The organism is Ignavibacteriota bacterium, from assembly GCA_016212665.1.
Classification (GTDB): Bacteria; Bacteroidota; Ignavibacteria; order UBA10030; family SZUA-254; genus FW602-bin19.
This window is the reverse complement of sequence record JACREZ010000038.1, coordinates 17,034-37,093: the sequence shown is the minus strand read 5'-3', so window position 1 is coordinate 37,093 and position 20,060 is coordinate 17,034. Positions and strand designations below refer to the sequence as shown.

At 44.2% G+C, this 20,060-nt stretch carries 13 protein-coding genes and 1 tRNA gene; 9 read left to right on the top strand and 5 right to left on the bottom strand.

Features of this window, described 5'->3' with window-relative positions; all coding sequences use genetic code 11:
* Positions 1-16: 16 nt before the first annotated feature.
* From gpmA to xdhB, 7 genes are all read left to right on the top strand, one after another.
* Positions 17-763: a 2,3-diphosphoglycerate-dependent phosphoglycerate mutase gene (gene gpmA / locus HY960_13630; GenBank protein ID MBI5216787.1), complete on the top strand. Its 747-nt coding sequence runs from the start codon at positions 17-19 to the stop codon at positions 761-763.
* Positions 764-893: 130 nt separating this feature from the next.
* Positions 894-965: transfer RNA gene (locus HY960_13625), tRNA-Asn, on the top strand.
* Between the two features lie 55 nt (positions 966-1,020).
* Positions 1,021-2,172, top strand: a complete 1,152-nt coding sequence (locus tag HY960_13620; GenBank protein MBI5216786.1) for a 4-phosphoerythronate dehydrogenase — start codon at positions 1,021-1,023, stop codon at positions 2,170-2,172.
* 144 nt (positions 2,173-2,316) lie between these two features.
* Positions 2,317-3,687, top strand: a complete 1,371-nt coding sequence (locus HY960_13615; protein ID MBI5216785.1) for a response regulator — start codon at positions 2,317-2,319, stop codon at positions 3,685-3,687.
* Positions 3,688-3,724: 37 nt separating this feature from the next.
* Positions 3,725-5,059, top strand: a complete 1,335-nt coding sequence (locus HY960_13610; protein MBI5216784.1) for a 5'-deoxyadenosine deaminase — start codon at positions 3,725-3,727, stop codon at positions 5,057-5,059.
* 12 nt (positions 5,060-5,071) lie between these two features.
* The gene (gene xdhA, locus HY960_13605) at positions 5,072-6,520 is read left to right on the top strand and encodes a xanthine dehydrogenase small subunit (protein ID MBI5216783.1); all 1,449 of its coding nucleotides are present in this window, start codon (positions 5,072-5,074) and stop codon (positions 6,518-6,520) included.
* A gap of 24 nt (positions 6,521-6,544) precedes the next feature.
* Positions 6,545-8,962 carry a xanthine dehydrogenase molybdopterin binding subunit gene (gene xdhB, locus HY960_13600; protein ID MBI5216782.1) on the top strand — a complete coding sequence of 806 codons (2,418 nt, stop codon included), beginning with the start codon at positions 6,545-6,547 and terminating at the stop codon, positions 8,960-8,962.
* Here xdhB and HY960_13595 read toward each other — a convergent pair.
* The 5 genes from HY960_13595 to HY960_13575 form a co-directional block, all read right to left on the bottom strand.
* Positions 8,911-9,495 (bottom strand): class I SAM-dependent methyltransferase, encoded by a 585-nt coding sequence (locus HY960_13595; GenBank protein ID MBI5216781.1) that lies wholly within the window; start codon positions 9,493-9,495, stop codon positions 8,911-8,913. The two genes, xdhB and HY960_13595, sit on opposite strands and share 52 nt — an antisense overlap.
* 53 nt (positions 9,496-9,548) lie before the next feature.
* Positions 9,549-10,160, bottom strand: a complete 612-nt coding sequence (locus HY960_13590) for a polyisoprenoid-binding protein (protein MBI5216780.1) — start codon at positions 10,158-10,160, stop codon at positions 9,549-9,551.
* A 52-nt stretch (positions 10,161-10,212) separates the two neighbouring features.
* Positions 10,213-10,701 carry a VOC family protein gene (locus HY960_13585; protein MBI5216779.1) on the bottom strand — a complete coding sequence of 163 codons (489 nt, stop codon included), beginning with the start codon at positions 10,699-10,701 and terminating at the stop codon, positions 10,213-10,215.
* Positions 10,702-10,750: 49 nt separating this feature from the next.
* Positions 10,751-11,155, bottom strand: coding sequence for a MarR family transcriptional regulator (locus HY960_13580; GenBank protein ID MBI5216778.1), 405 nt, complete (start codon positions 11,153-11,155; stop codon positions 10,751-10,753).
* Positions 11,156-11,282: 127 nt separating this feature from the next.
* The gene (locus tag HY960_13575) at positions 11,283-13,853 is read right to left on the bottom strand and encodes a protein kinase (GenBank protein MBI5216777.1); all 2,571 of its coding nucleotides are present in this window, start codon (positions 13,851-13,853) and stop codon (positions 11,283-11,285) included.
* Between the two features lie 108 nt (positions 13,854-13,961).
* Here HY960_13575 and HY960_13570 point away from each other — a divergent pair, with 108 nt between their 5' ends.
* Both HY960_13570 and HY960_13565 read left to right on the top strand, forming a co-directional pair.
* Positions 13,962-15,485: a sigma-54-dependent Fis family transcriptional regulator gene (locus tag HY960_13570; protein MBI5216776.1), complete on the top strand. Its 1,524-nt coding sequence runs from the start codon at positions 13,962-13,964 to the stop codon at positions 15,483-15,485.
* A gap of 373 nt (positions 15,486-15,858) precedes the next feature.
* The gene (locus tag HY960_13565; protein ID MBI5216775.1) at positions 15,859-20,013 is read left to right on the top strand and encodes a T9SS type A sorting domain-containing protein; all 4,155 of its coding nucleotides are present in this window, start codon (positions 15,859-15,861) and stop codon (positions 20,011-20,013) included.
* Positions 20,014-20,060 lie beyond the last annotated feature (47 nt).

The window sequence follows — 20,060 nt, the reverse complement described above, 5'->3', positions numbered from 1 at the left end:
AACGTTAACAAAGACTATGTACAAACTGGTGCTTCTCCGTCACGGAGAAAGTGATTGGAATAAAGAAAACAGGTTCACAGGATGGACCGACGTTGACCTTTCGGAAAAAGGAGTTCAGGAAGCGAAGCAAGCAGGAAAAGTTCTCAAAGAACAGGGTTTCATGTTTGACATTGCTTATACTTCCGTCTTAAAGCGCGCTATTAAAACACTCTTGTATGCGCTCAATGAAATGGATTTGTTGTGGTTGCCGGTTCACCACTCGTGGCGATTGAACGAGCGACATTATGGGGCGTTGCAGGGATTGAACAAATCAGAAACAGCGCAGAAGTTTGGCGAAGAACAAGTTCGTATTTGGAGACGGAGTTATGATATTCAACCACCACCGTTAGAAAAACATGACCCGCGTTTTCCCGGACACGATATCCGGTATCAACATCTTACAGAACAAGAATTACCAACAACCGAATGTTTGAAGGATACAGTCGAACGATTTCTTCCGTATTGGTATGAGACCATCGCGCCGACTATCGTTTCAGGTAAGCGGGTAGTCATAGCGGCGCATGGGAATAGTCTTCGTGCGTTGGTGAAATATCTCGACAATGTTTCCGAAGAAGAAATTATTGGCTTGAATATACCGACGGGAATCCCGTTAGTGTATGAATTAGATGCGAAGTTAAAACCGATTCGAAGCCACTATCTTGGCGATGAAGAAGCCATCAAGCAAGCAATGCAATCGGTGGCAAATCAGGGCAAAGCAAAATAATTTTCCGGCCGATAGAAATATTTCTGTAACACTCTTTGCTTGTAGGCTAATTGACAAATCCAGAAATTTTCCCTATATTTGTTCCGCCTGATGGTAACACATCGGGCATTTTATTCCATATTTAGTCTATTCCAAAGTAGCTCAATGGTAGAGCATCCGGCTGTTAACCGGAGGGTTGTAGGTTCGAGTCCTACCTTTGGAGCAACAATCCCACTTTTTGAGAAACAAAGAGTGGGATTTTTTTTACATTGTGCATAATGCTTGACAATCCTACCATAATCGTTAACGCTCATACCCCGCAAGCGGTCGAACTGTTTTCCCGACTTGGAAACGTTGTGCCGCTTGAAACTTCTTTGATTACTAATGAAACTGTGAAAAAGGCGGATGTACTCATCATCCGTTCAGAAACAAAAATTGATAAGCACTTGCTTGATGAAAGTTCTGTTCGGTTTGTCGGAACTGTAACTGCCGGGACCGACCATCTCGATACAGGCTATCTTGCCTCGAAAGGAATTATATGGACAAGCGCGCCCGGAAGTAATTCAAATTCTGTTGCCGAGTATGTTGTCGCGGCAATGTTGGTGTGGTCAGAGAGAATCGGGAAATCGTTGAAAGGGAAAACGCTTGGTGTGGTTGGTGTGGGAAATGTTGGAAGTAAGGTTGTACGCTTTGCACAAGCACTTGGGATGAATGTGTTGTTGAACGACCCGCCGCTTGCAAGAGTTGGTGATACTTCTTCTTTTCTTTCACTCGATGAACTAATGAACGCTGATATTATCACAATTCATGTTCCGCTGACAAACGAAGGAGTTGACAGAACGTATCACTTGTTTAATGAAGAACGATTGAGGAACATGAAACGCGGTTCGGTTCTTATCAATACATCACGGGGCGCAGTAGTTGAAACAGCCGCGTTACTTCGTGCATTAACTTCGAATCATGTATCAACTGCTCTGCTTGATGTTTGGGAAGGTGAACCGAATATTCCTGTTGATGTACTAACACAAGTCATGCTCGGAACTCCTCACATTGCAGGGTACTCGCTCGATGGAAAACTGAACGCGCTAAGAAACATCTATCGAGATGTTAGTCTGTTTCTCGGTAAAACTTCAGACGCCAATTTTCATGGCGATGAACAATCAACAAAAATTATCATTCCAGGTACGCTCACCGATACACAGGCAATCGTTGCTTACGCTGTGAACAAAGCATACAACATTGAAGTTGATGATACGGCGTTACGGCGGATTGTAACTGTTCCGACAAATGAGCAAGGAAGTTATTTCAGAAAACTCAGGGCTTCATACCGAACCCGGAGAGAGTTTAATCAGTTTACAGTTCATTTGTCTCGTGAGCAAGCATCAGCAAGAAAAATTCTCGAGACATTAGGGTTCAACGTACATCTGTAAAAATCCCTCTATACGAGGTGAAATTGTACTGTTTTTGTTTGATTCAAGGGTTTGACAATTCCGTTTTTTTTTCTGAACTTGTGCCTGTTTGAAAAACAGCAGTTCATTAATATCCGAGCTAACAACTTACTTGGAGTTTATTCTATGACAGAAGTAACATCCTCATTAACAAAAGAACAAATCAACGAACGGTTTCGACAGTGTTTGCGCGAAGTAGATTCGTTCATCAAAGCAAAAAATGTTTCTGATGCCAAGCAGAAATTTGATGAAGCGAAACGCCTTGACCCGGTGAACCCGTATCTTAGTGCGTTCGAATCGCGCCTACAATTATTAGAGTCAAGCACGTTTTCCCCCACATTTGGTCAACAGGGTACAACTGTCGTAGGAGTGCGCGAAGTATTTTCCGACAAACTCCGGCTTCAGGTCGAAGCGGAAGCGAAATCACAGGCGTTGCCTTCATGGAAAAAAATGGAATCATCTGCGTTTAACGGGATAGAAGATATTAATCTCCGCGGCGCGAAGTCGGTAAAAGAAATGGGGAGCGAATTGCTGAAAAAGTATCATCAACAAATTGCTCTTGATAGAAAGAAAATCGAAGATGAAGCAACACAACTGATTGAAGTTGAGCGACGACGATTACAGGAAGAATTTACTGCTAAGGCAGCACGGCAAAACGAGAATGTTCGGACGGTACGCGCAGAAGTGCGACGTGAAATGGAAAACAATTTTCTCCGGATGCTTGAACTTATTTCAAAACAATACGAACGCAAAATGGAACTGCTCGATATTCATGTTCCCGATACAAAAACCGACGCGCTGACACATTATAAAAAGAAAATGCGAACGTACTATGCACAAGGCGAGCCGACTCAGGATGAAGCAAAAAAGTTGATGGAACTGAAGGAACTGCTTGAACTTACCTACGACGAGCATCTCGCAATCGAATCGGAAGTACGAGAAGAATTATACATGTACAGTCTGCGGAGGAAAATTTTACTCGGAGAGGTAACTCTTCACACGTATTCAAAAATTGATGAACTCCGGAATCAATATAAGTTAAGTGCAGAGCAGGCATCCCGTGCTGAATCAATGGTGTTCAGTCGTGTAAAAAAGTTCGATGTGAAAGGAAGAATCCTCATTGTGGATGCGGAGGCTGCGCATAATGAAATGGTCGGAAACGGGCTGAATGAGCGGAGTTTTGAAACACTCGTTGCCGCAAACATCCAGACAGCTCTCGAAATACTGAACAATGAATTTGTTGACCTAATCATCAGTGATGTACGTTTTCCCGAGGGTCAGTTTGAGGGCTTTAAATTTTTCAATGCGGTGCAGGAACAATTCACCTTACGCCGCATACCTTTTATACTCATCAGCAGTAATCAAGATACCATGCTCTACCGTTGCGCCGCACAACTTGGCGTGGATGATATTCTCTTCAAACCGCTTGATGTGGAACTCTTGAACAGCGTTATCGAAGGAAAACTGAAACGCTACCGCGAACTTGCTCAGGTTTGAGCAAGACTTTTTCTCAGTTCGATTTTCAAAAAACAGTATGACAAAACTACTTCAAGTCGGAAGACTTGTAACAGGGAAGCTATCGGGAGACGTTCTTACAGATGTTTCAATCAAAATAGAAAAGAACAGAATTGTCAAGATTTTTCCTTCCGATTCTATTCCTCAGAACAATGAAGAAATTGTAGACGCGAAAAATTTCATTGCCATTCCCGGTTTCATTCAAACACACGTTCATCTTTGCCAAACGCTTTTTCGCGGGCTTGCTGATGATTTGGAATTACTCGACTGGCTTCAACAACGCATCATGCCGTTTGAAGCGGCACACAATGAGCACTCAATGTATAGTTCTGCAATGCTTGGAATTGCTGAACTGATTCGTTCGGGAACGACAACGATTCTTGATATGGGAAGCGTCAACCATCAGGAAGAAATTATTCGTGCCGTCGGCGAAACCGGTTTTCGTGCGTTCGTCGGCAAAGCAATGATGGATGTAAACGGCGTGTATCAAAAATTAAAAGAGACGACAGACGAATCGTTGAAATCAACTCGACGACTTGCCGAGCGATGGCACAACTCATACAACGGTCGAGTAAAGTATGCAGTCGCTCCCCGCTTTGTTCTCTCCTGTTCCGATTCGCTGATGAAAGAAGCGAACGAAATGCTCGGCAACTTTAACGGAATGTTGTTCCACACACACGCTTCCGAAAACAAGAACGAAGTAAAGGCTGTGCGTGAACGATGCAAGATGGAAAATATTGAGTTTTTACATCATCTTGGCGTACTTTCGGAAAAAGCGTGTCTCGCACATTGCATTCATTTGAATGAAAACGAAGTAGGAATTTTGAAGAACACAAGAACAAACGTTGCACATTGTCCTTCATCGAACCTGAAACTTGGTTCCGGAATTGCCAACGTTCCGCACCTTCAATCAAACAGCATTAATGTTTCCATCGGTGCGGATGGCGCGCCATGTAACAACAATCTCAACATGTTTCAGGAAATGCGACTCGCATCGCTTCTGCAAAAACCGATTCACGGACCGACGGCGATGCCTGCGCAATCAGTATTTCAGATGGCAATGCTCAACGGCGCGAAAGCGCTTGGACTTGAACGGGAAATCGGAAGCATCGAAGTCGGAAAGAAAGCGGATATTGTGTTGCTCGATTTGAACAACGTCTGGAATTCCACTCTACCGGAGAAAGACATGTACTCAACAATTGTGTATTCCGCAACTCCCGAAAATGTTGACTCGGTGATGATTGACGGAGAGTGGGTGTATCGGAAGAAAGAGTTTGTGAAGATAGACCAAGAAAAACTTGTGGCTGACTCACGAAGTGAATTGACAAAATTGCTCGACAGAGTTGCATTGTGAAAGTGAAGTAACATGCAGACAGCAATTACATTTCTTCATGATGGAAAACCGAGAACGCTCGATTTCAATCCGTCATCTCACATCACACCAACAACGACTGTTTTGAATTGGCTTCGGAGTCTTCCCGATTTCAAAGGAACGAAAGAAGGTTGCGCAGAAGGCGATTGCGGCGCATGCACTGTCGTGCTTGGTGAACTAACCAACGATGGAACGCTACGGTACAAATCGGTTGATTCGTGTCTTGTGTTTGTTCCTATGCTTCACGGTAAACAGTTGCTCACAGTCGAGAGTTTGAAAAACGAAAATGACGAGTTGCATCCCGTTCAGCAGGCGATGGTGGATGAGCATGGAAGTCAGTGCGGATACTGTACGCCGGGATTTGTTATGTCACTCTTCTCGCTTTATCAAAATCATGAACATCCGACGAGAGAACAGATTGAAGATTCACTCACGGGAAATCTGTGTCGTTGCACCGGCTACCGACCAATCATTCAAGCCGCAGCAACTGCATGTGTTCAATATGTTGATGATGAATTTTCAAACCTCAAACCTCAAACCTCAAAACTCCTCCTTGAGATTCCAAAAGGCTCTATCCAAATCAAAACAAGCAAGCAAACATACCTAAAGCCCGCAAGCCTCGGAGAAGCAATCACGCTGAAGCATCAACATCCCGATGCGATTGTTATTTCGGGTGCGACGGATATTGCGTTGCGTGTTACCAAAAGACATGAATTGCTGAAAGAAATAATTGATGTATCCGATGTTTGGGAATTAAAAGAATGGTCGGAGAATGAATCTTCGCTCACAATCGGGGCGGGTTTGTGTTTGAATGATGTCAAGCAAATTGTAGAACAACATTTCCCTGCTTTGTTTGAAATGCTCTCCGTGTTCGGTTCACAGCAAATCAGAAATCTTGCAACGCTTGGCGGAAATCTCGGAACTGCTTCACCCATCGGTGATATGATTCCGGTGCTGATGGCGTACAATGCAAAAGTTATTCTCGAAGGAATTAACGGATGGAGAGAAATTCCTATAGATAATTTTATCGTCGGTTACAGAAAGACAGTTCGTAAACCGGACGAACTTATCACCGCAGTGGTGATTCCGAAAATGACGAACGGTACAATTGTCAAATCGTATAAAGTCTCCAAGCGGAGAGACTTGGATATTTCCACCGTGAGTGCGGGTTTCCGACTTGAATTAAACGACAACAATCAAATTGCATCAATCAAAATAGCGTACGGAGGAATGGCGGAACGAACGAAGCGATCGACAACCGCTGAGAACTTTTTACTTGCTAAACTATGGAACCAGGAAACAATTGAACAAGCAATGTCACTTATTGACAAAGACTTCACTCCGATTTCTGATGCACGTGCAGGCGCGGAGTTTCGGAAAGTAGTTGCGAGGAATTTGTTGATGAAGTTTTGGAGTGAGACAAACAATGGAGTGGCGGAGTAATGGAGATATGGATTGATGGAAGTAATGAATAAAAAAAGGAAAAGTGTGAAGGAGACGATACTCCAAAACTCCAATACTCCAATACTCCGAAAGGATATTCCTCACGAATCCGCTCAACTCCACGTCTCCGGCGAAGCGGTGTATGTTGATGACATCCTTTGCAATGAACAGCTTCTTGTAGGACGGGTAGTTTACTCGCCTCACGCACATGCGAAAATCAAATCGTTTGATTTGAGTGAAGCGAAGAAGGTTGAAGGTGTTCATACTGTCCTTTGTTACAAAGATATTCCGGGACATAACCAGATGGGTCCGGTTATTCATGATGAACTCTGTTTGGCGATTGATGAAGTGACATTTATCGGTCAAGCAATGTTTCTCATCGCGGCGGAAACGGAGGAACAATGTTTGGAAGCAGAGCGGCTTATAAAAGTTGAGTACGAACCGCTCGAAGCGATTCTTACCATCGAAAAGGCAATCGAGAAAAACTCTCTGCTCGGACCTCCGATGAAAATAGAACGGGGAGGAGTGAAAGAAACGTTGTTCAAATCGCCTCACGTTCTTCGGGGTGAGTTGAGAACCGGAGCGCAGGAACATTGGTATTTGGAAACACAATCCTGTTTGTGTATTCCCGGCGAAGGGAGGGAGATGAATGTTTTTTCTTCAAGCCAAAACCCGACAGAAACACAAGCGTTGATTGCGGAAGTTCTCGGTATCAACAAGAATGAAGTCGTGGTGGAAGTGCGACGAATGGGGGGTGCGTTCGGCGGGAAGGAAACACAGGCAAATCATGTTGCCTGCTGGAGCGCGTTGCTTGCCCATGCAACAAAACGCCCCGTGAAAATCCGTTTGTTCAGAGACGATGACCAAAAGATAACCGGCAAGCGCCATCGTTTTCTTTCCAAGTATGAAGTTGGATTTGATGATGAAGGAAAACTCCTTGCCGCCAACATCGAACTGAACGGTGACGGAGGCGCGGCGACAGATTTATCGTTTGCTATCATGCAACGCGCGATGCTTCACTCGGATAATTCGTACTACGTTCCGAACTTCCGCGTTGCCGGGAATGTCTATAAGACTAATCTTCCATCCAACACGGCGTTCCGCGGCTTTGGCGGTCCACAAGGCATGGCAGTGATTGAAGAAATTGTTGACCGCATCGCCCGTTTTCTAAAAAAGGATTCAGCAGAAATTCGTTTCAAGAATTTTTATGGATGTGAATCGAATAACATCACACATTATGGACAAACTATCGAAGGAAATCGGTTGTTCATGCTGTACGAACAGTTGATGAAATCATCTGACTATCAACAAAGAAGAGAAGCGGTCAACGCCTTCAATTCATCGAATGAATTTTATAAAAAAGGACTTGCACTCACTCCGGTAAAGTTCGGTATTTCGTTCACGACTTCGTTTCTCAATCAGGCAGGCGCGTTGGTGAACATCTACAAAGATGGAACTGTGCTTGTCAATCATGGTGGAACGGAAATGGGACAGGGACTTCACACGAAGATGCAGCAAATAGCAGCCGCCGAATTGGGTATCAGCATTGACAAAGTGAAAGTCAATGCTACGGACACTTCCAAAGTTCCAAACACCTCAGCAACTGCCGCATCAGCCGGAACGGATTTGAACGGAATGGCGGTCAAGAACGCTTGTGAGATTTTGAAGGGAAGAATTGCGGAAACCATCGCTATAATGTTTTCGGAAAAATACTCCATCACTCCATCACTCCAACACTCCATCAAGTTTGAGGACGGAATTATTTTTGATACCGAACACCCTGAACGAAGAATTGCTTTCAACGATGCGATGCAACTGATGGTTCTTCGTCAGGTCAGTTTAAGCGCGCAGGGATTTTACAAGACTCCCGGCATTGGCTGGGATAAAGAGAAGGGATTCGGCAAGCCGTTCTTTTATTTTGCTTTTGGAATGGCAGTGAGTGAAGTGATGATTGATGTGTTAACCGGACAGCACACGTTACTGCGAACAGACATTTTGCATGATGTCGGCAATTCAATCAATCGTGCGATTGATATGGGACAAATTGAGGGCGGATTCGTTCAGGGGCTTGGTTGGGTGACGACGGAAGAAATCAAATGGGATGAACAAGGAAACTTGCTGAATCATTCGCCGGACACGTATAAGATTCCGGCGGTGCGGGATATTCCGAAAGATTTTCGGGTTGCAATTCTCGATGCCGCGCCAAATGTTGCTCAGACAATCAAGCAAAGCAAGGCAGTCGGTGAGCCGCCCTTCATGCTGGCGCTTTCTGTCTGGCTTGCAATCAAGGATGCTATTTCAGCCGTTGGCAATCATGAAGTTGAACCGGAGTTTTCTCTGCCTGCAACGGGTGAAGTGATTTTACTTTCAGCAGAAAAATTGAAGAAGCATTATGGCGTGAATGTGAGCGAAGCCAGCCAGGCTCTCGAACCGTCTTCGTGAAGATGCGTTTCAAACCGCGCCGCACGAATCCAATTCACGTTCCAACCTGCTTGAAATGCTCGCCGGATTTCTTCCTGCGTGATGCGAAGCGGACCGCCTTCGCGTGTTTCCAATTCACTGAAGACAAGCATGTAATATGTTCCCCCCGGCTTCAACACCGATTCCAAACTCGAGCGATACTTCTCACGGAGTTTTTCTTCAAACACATGGAAGAGTCCGCAATCAATTATTGTCTCGAACTGCTGATTGAATGATTGAAGTTCCAACGCGTTCATCACTTCAAATTTGATGTTCACATTGTACTCAATCGCTTTTGCCTGTGCCTTCTTGATTGCAGTTGGCGCGCAATCAACCCCGACGACGGTATAGCCGAGCGAAGTAAGATAAATCGCCAAGTCTCCTGTCCCGCAACCGACATCGAGAATATTCTTTCCGAATAATTCTTCCCGTTCTAATTTGATAAACTCGGCTTGCGGCTTGCCGATTTCCCACGGAGGAATTCCGGCGTACGATTCTTCAAAGAAATTTGTCATGGTTAATAAAAAAAACTCCGCGAAGATACACTTCGCGGAGTTCATATACGAATTTATCCTTTTTTCTCTTGCTTCTCGTTCGCCTGTTGTTGAAGTTCAACTTGCAATGTTATGTCAACATTCTCTCCAACGAGCAAACCGCCTGCTTCCAATGCCTTATTCCACTTCGCGCCGAAATCCATTCGGTTGATGGTTGTTGTGGCTTTGAATCCTGCCTTGGTATTTCCCCATGGGTCTTTCATCGTGCCGTTAAACTTTGCATCGAGTGAGACGGCTTTCGTAACGCCGCGAAGAGTAAAATCCCCCGTAATTTTGTAAGTATCTTTTCCTGTCTTCTCGAACGATTTGCTGACAAATGTTATCTCAGGATTTTTTTCCGCATCGAAGAAATCGGCAGAGCGGAGGTGTTTGTCCCGAGCGTCGTTATCCGTGTTAACAGATGCCGTTTTAATGATTGCATTCAATGTTCCACTGGAAAAATCATTTCCGTTTTGAATTAACGTCGCATCAAAGTCGGTGAACCGCCCGGTTACTTCCGAGATGACCATGTGACTGACCGTGAACAGCACTTTCGAATGTGACGCATCAATCTTCCATGTTGTTTGAGCCGAAAGAGAGAACGCGGTTATGAGTGTAAGAATGAAAAGAAAAATAGTGTTTTTCATGATAGTGTTCCTTGTATTGTTTAACGAAGTAATTAATGTGAGTATTGAATTTTTATTGTAATTCTTTCATGAGAGAATTAAAATCGAGCGGAAGCGTTACCATACCGATACTTCCATTTTCATCGTATTTCCATTCCCCTCGCGGTCTATCCGCATAGAGTTCGATTCCATTGTTGTCCGGGTCGTGAAGGTAAATTGCTTCACTCACTCCATGGTCTGCACCGCCATCAATTTGCCAATGATGGTCAAGCAATCGCTGAACAGCGCGCGCAAGTTCTTTTCTGTTCGGAAAAAGAATTGCTACGTGATACAATCCTGTTGTTCCTATGGGAGGAGACGCGCCACCTAAGCTTTCCCACGTATTCAACCCGATGTGGTGATGATAACCGCCGGCTGAAAGAAATGCGGCGTTAGTTCCCATCCTTGCCGTAACTTCAAACCCCAACACTTCAGTGTAAAACTTCACCGAGCGTTCAAGGTCAGATACTTTCAGGTGAACGTGACCGATTTTTGTTTCGGGGTGGAGTGCCTGTTGATTCATTTTGAATTTATATAATTGAAATTTAAAATATCAGTACAAAAAAATAGTGCTATTTCTGTAACGCCAATCCTAATTTTTTACAAAGTCGTCCGAGTTCTTCCTGCTCTTTTTCACTGAGAACGGAAGCCAGTTTGGTAATATGCTCCGCATGTTTCGTAAAGATTTCATCAAACAGTTTGTTCCCTTTCTGCGTCAGTCGAACAATGATAGCCCGCCTATCGTCCTTGCTGTGAACACGTTCAACGAATCCTTCTTTCTCGAGATTGTCCACCACGCAGGTGATGTTTCCACCACTCACTAACCGCTTCTTACTTAACTCACCCAACAACAACGGTCCTTTGTGTCCAAGGGTTTCCAGCACGCCGAACTGCGGTTCTGTTAAGCCGAACGACTCGATGTTTTCGCGGCTGAATTTTCCCATCGTTGCGGCGGCACGAGCGAGTTTTACCCACATCGTTAAAGCCCGGTCAGCCTTTTTTCCATATTTATGAGTTGATTTCACTATAAATGTTTTAAGTTTGAAATATCTGAACTTAAAATAGGTATTTATATCGAAGAATGCAAATCGTTCAAAACGGATGTTACTTGTGTCGGGCGGCGAGTAACAGGTCGTTGTCGTTCCTGTATTTCTCGAAATCTAATGCTGTCCTGAGAAATTCGACATCATACTCGCTGTTCATCGCATGAGCGCGTTGAAACCAGATGAGCATGCTTTGTTTGTCGGAAAGTATTGCATACACTCTCGCCAACGTGAGGATGATTTCATTATCTGACGAACTGATGCGATATGCGTTGGATGCCGATTCGATTGCCTCGTTGCGTTGACCGAGCCGTGCAAGAAATAATGCTCTGTATCCATGATATCCTGCAATTGCTGAATTCTGTTTTATTTTTTCGTTCACGAGCGTCAGCCCTGTTTGCAATGCAGAAGTTGCTTCTTTTTGTTTGGCTCCTTCGAACAATCTCGTTACACCAAGTAAGTAAAAAAGTTCGTGACTGTTTGATAAATTATTCAACCCGCTTGTTGCGAGTGATTCAGCTTGTGCAAATGTATTTTTCACCAGAAAAACAGAAATTGCATTCTCATAGGAAAGAAGATTCCGTGGATTGACTGTTACTGCGTTGAGATAACATACCAATGCACTGTCTAACCGCGAAGTTCTTTCGAGGGCGTATCCCAAATTAATCCACGATAAATCATTTGCCGGATATAATTGGATGGCTCTTCGAAACCACCGAATTGCTTCATCATAATCTTTCATTTGTGCGTACCCGACTCCAACATTGGAATTGTTCATCCAGTTTGTCGGGTCAATCTCTTGTAATTGTTTCAGGAAAACGACTGCTTTTGCCGGTTCGTTTTTATCGAATAAATAAAGTCCGGTGAGATGAAGAATTGCCGGAGAATTTTTTGCATCGAACCTGACAGATTTTTCCCAATAGCCAATGCTTGCTTCCGGGTTCCCTTTCAACCGTTGAATGCGTCCGAGGAGAAAATATGCCTGGGAAGAAGTTGAATCATGTTCAAGCACGTCGTTGCATTGTTGCATCGCTTCATCAAGATTTTTTTCGAGGATGTTCCAGCCATTTTCATAGTCGGTAACAAGTGCATCCGCATATGAAAGTTGCGCGTGGAGAAATAAAGAATCGGAAGTTTTTGCATTGGAGAAATATTCAAGCGCTAAGGCGTTATCTGCCTCTGTATCACGAAAGAAATGATACAAGCCGCGGAGATATGTTTCATACACATCGGGAGTTGTTAAAACTCCGGCAGATATGTTTGAAGTCCGGGGGAAATGTAACTGCTCTGCGACTTCATTCACGATTTCCTGCCCGATGCTCGCGAGGTTTCGTTTTTCCACAGCGATATGTTTTGAAGAAATCTGTACCGGTTCATTTGCTTTCACATCAAACAACAATAAACTAATCTGAATTGTGTTGGCATCCAGAGTAAATATCCCTTTCACGATATAGTTTACTTCCAATGCCTGGGCGATTTCCTTGAGTGATTTATCAGAATTCTTATAAACAAATGCGGTTGTTGGGGATGTTACGGAGACGGTGGTATTGTTGGAAAGTTGATTGATACATTCCCGGCTGATTCCATCTGCTAAATATTCGAACGACGGATTACTGTTGTTTGTGAGCGGGAGGAACACGAACGAGATTCCCTTCGCCGAATCAACCGGTGAATTGTTCCATTTCCAAGCAAAAAATGAAATTCCAAACAGTAGAATCAGCACTATGGATGCAATGACAAACCCGTTGAATTTTCTTTTCGAGCCGGAACGTTTCTGTTTCAATAAATCAAGCAACGAAGTATCGTTCTCCGATTCACTTCTCCGTATCAAACGTTCAAGCGTCTGTGCAACTTCTTCCATCGTTTGGAATCGTTCTTCCGGTTCTTTTTGCAAAAGTTTTTTCGACAACAGTACGAGAGGTTCAGAAACATCAGGTCTGAGCGTACGAATTTCTTGCGGCTCTTCATGGATGATTTTATGCAAAACCACTTGTTCATGCTCGGCAGTGAACGGAAGTTGTTGCGTCAGCATTTCATACAACACGACTCCAAGTGCCCAGATATCTGATGAAGTGTTTGTCGGTTCTCCACGCGCTTGTTCGGGAGACATGTACGCTGCTGTTCCGACCTGCGTTCCGCTACGTGTAACTTTCGACATGTCTGCCGATTTTGCTAATCCGAAATCTATAACTTTTGCTATTCCATCATTCGTGATGACAACATTCGCCGGCTTCAAATCCCGGTGAATAATTCCCTGTCGGTGCGCGTAGGCAATTCCTCTTGCAACCTGCAGGAGAATTGTAAGACATTCCTGTTCGGATAAAACCGCCTCGCGGATTTTTTGTTTCAGAGTTTTTCCGTCATAAAATCCCATAGCGATAAACATCATTCCGTCGTCTGATTCTCCGATTTCATGAATCACGCCGATGTTCACATGGTCGAGCGAAGAAGCAATTTTCGCTTCGTGAATAAACCGTGTGCTTTGTTCATCGCGGGTTTCCCCGTAGAGCGGTAAAAACTTCAGCGCAACCGTTCGTTCTAATTTCAGGTCTTCGGCTTTATACACCACTCCCATGCCGCCTTCGCCTAATTTCTGAACTATTTTGTAATGAGAAACAATTTTTCCGAGCATAACGGCTGAAAAGTACAGAGAATTTCAGGCAGAGCCAAATTGATGATTTTTTTTATCAAATGGATTTGCTACCTTCTGATACACGTAGTATGAATCAATTGCCAAACGATGGAACACGAAGTAGAATTTCTTAAAGAGCGACTGAAAGAATTGGAAGAACTCACTCAACTTTCACAAGCGCTCAGTTCAACCATTGAAGTAGATGAAACGCTTCGTACAATTATTGAATCGTGTTCGACGCTATGCAGGGCGTCGTACGCGCTTCTTTCCTTGCTTGACCCGCAATCATCGGAAATTGTCAAAACCCTCGTCCGCAGTCGTGAGCATGAAAAACCTACCCTTGACCATCGTCTTCATTCATTGATTACCGGTTGGGTGATTACCAATAAACAAGCGCTCAGGACGGAAAACATCCTGGAGTTGATGAAGTACAAAAATCCGCCTGAAAGCATCAAACACATCGGACCTGTCCTCGCATTGCCACTTGCAATTGAAGGAAAAACAATTGGCGTATTAAGCCTTGCCAATCGTCTCGGCGAGCGGTCGTTCTCCGATGACACATACCGCGTTGCACAAATTGTTTCATCGCTTGCCGCACAGTTTATCAGGCGGGCGCGTTTGCACGAAACATTGTTCGAGGATAATGTACGATTGAAAACCGAACTTCAAAGACAATTCGGCAACAGGACAATCGTCGGTGAGACTCCTGCAATCAAAGAAGTGATGAACAAAGTTTCCATCGTTGCTTCCTCTACGGCGACAGTATTGCTCATCGGTGAAACCGGAACGGGAAAAGAGTTGATTGCACGGGCAATTCATACAAACGGCAACCGGGCAAGCAAACCGTACATTGCGATCAACTGCGCGGCAATTCCTGCCTCGTTGTTTGAATCGGAACTGTTCGGACATGAACGGGGCGCGTTTACCGGAGCGCTCGAAAAGCGACTCGGGAAGTTCGAGCTTGCCAATCACGGAACAATCTTTCTCGATGAAATTTCAGAAATGCCGGGCGAACTGCAACCGAAACTATTGCGCGTCCTTGAAGAGCGGACATTCACACGCGTTGGCTCGGCGCAGGAGATTCAACTTGATATCCGGTTGATTGCCGCGACGAGCGTTGATTTACCTCAGGCGGTTCACGATGGAAAATTCCGCGAAGCGCTCTTCCATCGTTTGAATGTTATTCCTCTTCATCTCCCGCCGTTGCGTGAACGGAGAGAAGATATTCCTCTCCTTGCCAATGTTTTCATGGAAGAATTTTCCCGCGGACTTAAACACTTCTCCCCCGATGGATTAAAGTTCCTTCAACAACGCGAATGGAAAGGGAACATCCGCGAACTACGGAACACCGTGGAACGGATTTCCATTTTTGTCCCCTCAAAGGAAATCACCTCCGAACAAATTACATCGCTCGGCATCGCTCCGGAAATAAAAAGCACGGAAACGAACAACAGTCTCTTCGATTCGATGCTTTCGGAGAACCAATCCGGCGAAGACGTTCTCTCTTCGCTCGAAAAAAAGATGGTTCAACTTGCTATCAATAAAACTAGCGGAAATATTTCTCAGGCGGCAAAACTTCTCGGCATAGACCGGAACGCTTTGCAACGACGCTTAGAGAAATTCGGACTATAAAATCCAAATCTCACCTAATAATTTTTTTTTCTTTGTCTCTTCTGACTAATTCTGCTCGAAATTGAGCACTTCCTGTTCGAAATCGAACAATCGGAATTTGTCCTACCCGCTTTTTGGATTATATTCTCCCAATTTTACTTGGCACATCCGTTGCCAATAGTTCTTCGACTTAAATAGTCGGTTAGGTAGAATAAAGCGGAGAGTTGAATCTCCTCGCTCTCTGCTTTTGTTTTTACACTAACAAGACATGTAGAATTGAAATAACGTCGCCTTGTATCTGTTATTCTGAAAATGAAGAACGAATTTTTCGTTCTGTTGAAAATCAATTGTTCTTAAACCAATAACTTCAAACAATAACTTCAGGAGATTCATTATGAATCGTTCTTTACTTTTTATCACTATCATTTTGTTGATGTTCTTTTCACTCACCGCTTTATCTCAAGTAACAACGAGTTGGCAGTCGGTTTATCCGTATCCTACCGGTAACGATTTGTACGATGTTCATGCCTTCGATGCAAACAACATTATAGCAATTGGAGACGGAGGGACACTTGTCCGTTCAACAGATGGAGGATTGACGTGGCGTGCTAATATTAAGATAGGTGGTAAATTCGGTGGGTTACGGTCAATGTCTTTTCAAGGTTCCGTTGGGATTGCCGTAGGAAGATTAGGTGCTTTATTGAAAACTACAAATAGTGGATTCGATTGGCAAGATAAATCATTCAATGATATGGGACAATTGGATGGGGTTGTTTACAAACCAGATGGAGTTGCCTTTGCTGTTGGATTATATGGAAAAATAATAAACTCAACTGACAATGGGAATACGTGGACAAGTCAGCCATTATTTACCACAAGGCATCTTCGCAGTATTAGTTTTGGTGATTTAAATTTTGGAATGGTTGTAGGTGACAGTAATACAATCTATAGAACTACCAATGGCGGGTTGAGTTGGTTACAAATCTCTATTGGAACAGGACCCGATAATCCGCTACGGAAAGTACATTGTTTAGACTCCTCTTCTGCTATTGTTGTCGCAGGCAGTGAACTTTTCAGAACGGGAAATAAGGGGGACGGTTGGGCGGGTTATAACTTCGAAAGCGGACGGCCTTCGGGGGCAACTATCAGGTCTATTTCGATTTCTGTATTAAATTCTGCCACACTGCTCGTGGGGCACGGACTTTCCGGAAGTCATTATATTACCCGTTCGACGGACTACGGAGTTACATGGAGTTGGTTTGATTTTGGCAAAGACATTTCACCGAATGGAATCGCATACATAAATGCTAATGATGCTATCGCTGTTGGAAGCGGAGGGGCAATTTTTAAAAGTTCAGATGGTGGAGTAACATGGGAAGAAAAATCAAAAGGCGGCGGAGATGTTTATCATGGAATTGATTTTCTCGACGGTATGAGAGGTGTAGCCGTTGGCTCAAACGGACGTATCGTGAAGACCACTGATGGAGGAGAAAACTGGTTTGCACTTCCTCCCGGTAACCCTCCTCATCCTTGGTCAGGAGATGATAATGGAAGTTATCATAGTTACTCTACGGTGAAATATCTTAATGATTCAACGATAGCAGTGGCGGGAGGGCTTGGCGCCTTTGCAATCACGACTGATACAGGAAATTCTTGGCATAACATCACATGGAATACGCATGCGGCGGAAATAAAAGATATGCACTTCTTGGATCGTCAAAAGATTATTGCGGTCGGCACATATGGTTCATTTCCGAATACGACAGTAAGAATAATCAAATCAACAGATGGGGGAACTACGTGGAATGGAATTTCTCATGCATATGAATCCACAAGCGGATGGTTATATGATGTTTTCTTTATTGATTCACTGAATGGATATACGGTTGGGGATGTCGGCTCTTACCCTACGTTCAGTCCAATTCTTCTTAGAACGACAGATGCTGGAAATAGTTGGATAGATAACTCAGCGAATCTTCCCTCGCAAGGCTCTATGAAGGGTCTTCATTTTCTTGATTCTTCAAACGGTTGGTTGGTTGGTATGACTGGAACATATCCTACTGCTATACCGACTGTTTTACAGACAACAAATGGAGGTACGTCGTGGTTATCGAAATCGCTTCCATATTTTAATTCTGCATTGAATCGAGTTAAATTTATCAATTCAACAACAGGATTTGCCGTAGGGTTTTCAAGAAGAGATCCGGTTCAATCTACAGTTAATGATGTGCCTGCTGGGTATCCCGCATTATATTATACAACCAATGGCGGTAATACATGGTTAATACAATCTGTGGCATCAAGCTACCTTAAAGAGATAGCATTTGTTGAAAGGAATGGACATCAACTTGGTTTCAGTGCTGGCTCGGGAATTTTTTGCTCTGTCGTTCTTCCGCTCAATATTAAACTATGGGTAGGAGATGTTGATTCTTCATGGTCAAATGCAGATAATTGGGACCCGGTTGGAATTCCCTCGAAAGTTGATAGCGTGGTTATTCAACCAGCCGGAACAAATCCTGTGATAGATATACCTATGGACCAAGTAATTATCGGCTCGCTCTATGTTCGCGGTGGTGGAAGATTATCAATTAGCAGTGGTGTTTCTTCAGTAATTGTTAAGGGAGATGTGACGGTGAACGGTACCTTGAAAGTGGCAACGGACGCAATGCCGAACTTTATCGTCGGAGGTTCATGGAAAGGAAACAAAGTCTCGCTCCAAAAAGCATCTGTATTGGATGAAGGATTTGTTCCGGGCAATTCCACAGTGGTGTTAAACGGCAAAGGCGAAACGTTTGGAAAATTCTATACACTCATCGTTGATTCTTCTGCTGATGTTCAAAGTAGCGGAAACATTACTATTCAAAATCGCATTGCGATTATCAAAGCATTGAGTTTGCGTCCCGAAGATACGCTTGAAGTGGAAAATACGGAAGCTCAGGCTCTTGCCGGTGAAGGATATATTGTCAACGGAACTATTCGGCGTGCATTAGCCACAGCATCGACAGAAACATACAATTTTGAAAGCGAAAAAACCTATCTCAAATTCAACGGCACAGGAACGTATCCATCGAAGATTGCAGTAACAACGCGGGCAAAAGAAACACCGCGAGCATTCAGCCTGCGGTGGAAGACAGTTACCAATAGTGTACGAAGTGTTGAACAAAATACTGTAACGGGTCAGGATATTCTCCCGGAAACCAAGTGGGCGTTGGGAATTCCGAAACTCACGTTGAAGAATTCATCGCTGGTAAGTGCGGAAGGAATACCACGCGTAGCCAGAATGTTGAGCATCGAAAAATCGGGAACAAGCAATGCTAAAGCAGAACTTTCGATGCGCTATGATGAATCTGAACTCGACAATCCGTTAGTCGAAGATTCATTGGTGTTATTGCAAGGACCGTACGTCGCAAAAATGGTGAAAGACAAATGGAACTTGGTCTCGTTGCCTGTTGCCACGGCGAAAGCGCAGAAAGATAGTGTGTTTCCAACGGCTGTTTCGAGTGCGTTTGCATTCAACAACGGATATGTCGAGCAAACTTCTCTGGCTCCCGGCGGCGGATACTGGCTGAAGTTCTCCGGCGAACAAGAAGCCGAAGTCATGGGATACGATAAAGAATATCTCTCCATTCCCGTGACTGCGGGTTGGAATATTGTCGGTGCGTTAAGTTACGAGTTGCAAGCCGATGCAGTAACTTCCTCTCCGTCCGATATTATCGAATCGAATTTCTTTGCTTACGATAACGGATACGCAACGACCACAGCATTGAAACCGATGGAAGGTCATTGGGTGAAAGTAAGTCAGGAAGGCGAACTCCGGTTCGATGTCAACGCGTTTGCCAAAACTACAAAGTTCAGAGAAGCGCGTGCAGTATTGGAAAACGAGATGAACGTGCTGACGGTGAGTGACGCAGAAGGTTCCAAACAGAATCTCTATTTCGGAACATCGGCAAAGTTGACTGCAAAAACATTAGCATTGTATCAGATGCCGCCCGCGCCGCCGCAGGGAGTGTTCGATGCGAGATTTTCTAACCAGAGAATCGTTGCAACTCCCGAAACGGAAAAAGAATCTGTAACAAAGATTCTTCTGACTTCGGAACGTTATCCTGTTACACTCAAGTGGGAAGGAACACATTCTTCTTCCTCAACTATATTAACCATTGACGGGAAGAAAATTATCCTGAACGGGAAAGGTTCCCACGTGTTGTATGAACCTGCCGGTTCCATCGAACTCCGCATGCCTCCTGTTCAGGAACGAACACTGCCGCAAGAGTTTACATTGGAACAGAACTATCCGAATCCGTTCAATCCGGCAACAACAATCAACTACGCGTTACCTGCCGATGCGAAAGTAACATTGAAGATTTACAACACGCTCGGTCAACTTGTCGCCACGCTTGTTGATGAAGTGCAGGAAGCAGGATATCAATCGAAACTCTGGGACGCATCGAATGTTGGAACGGGTGTGTATTTCTACCGGTTGGAGGCGGCGAGTGTTGGGGCGACAGAGAAATCATTTACGCAACACAAGAAAATGCTTTTAGTCAAATAATGGATTAGAAAATGAGTGGGGAGATTCTTCCGGAATCTCCCCGTTCT

Coding starts and splice junctions, on each gene's coding strand:
- HY960_13590 (MBI5216780.1), bottom strand. CDS start 10,160: ATGAAAAACACTATTTTTCTTTTCATTCTTACACTCATAACCGCGTTC.
- xdhA (MBI5216783.1), top strand. CDS start 5,072: ATGCAGACAGCAATTACATTTCTTCATGATGGAAAACCGAGAACGCTC.
- HY960_13595 (MBI5216781.1), bottom strand. CDS start 9,495: ATGACAAATTTCTTTGAAGAATCGTACGCCGGAATTCCTCCGTGGGAA.
- HY960_13610 (MBI5216784.1), top strand. CDS start 3,725: ATGACAAAACTACTTCAAGTCGGAAGACTTGTAACAGGGAAGCTATCG.
- HY960_13580 (MBI5216778.1), bottom strand. CDS start 11,155: ATGTGGGTAAAACTCGCTCGTGCCGCCGCAACGATGGGAAAATTCAGC.
- HY960_13615 (MBI5216785.1), top strand. CDS start 2,317: ATGACAGAAGTAACATCCTCATTAACAAAAGAACAAATCAACGAACGG.
- gpmA (MBI5216787.1), top strand. CDS start 17: ATGTACAAACTGGTGCTTCTCCGTCACGGAGAAAGTGATTGGAATAAA.
- HY960_13585 (MBI5216779.1), bottom strand. CDS start 10,701: ATGAATCAACAGGCACTCCACCCCGAAACAAAAATCGGTCACGTTCAC.
- xdhB (MBI5216782.1), top strand. CDS start 6,545: ATGAATAAAAAAAGGAAAAGTGTGAAGGAGACGATACTCCAAAACTCC.
- HY960_13575 (MBI5216777.1), bottom strand. CDS start 13,853: ATGCTCGGAAAAATTGTTTCTCATTACAAAATAGTTCAGAAATTAGGC.
- HY960_13565 (MBI5216775.1), top strand. CDS start 15,859: ATGAATCGTTCTTTACTTTTTATCACTATCATTTTGTTGATGTTCTTT.
- HY960_13620 (MBI5216786.1), top strand. CDS start 1,021: ATGCTTGACAATCCTACCATAATCGTTAACGCTCATACCCCGCAAGCG.
- HY960_13570 (MBI5216776.1), top strand. CDS start 13,962: ATGGAACACGAAGTAGAATTTCTTAAAGAGCGACTGAAAGAATTGGAA.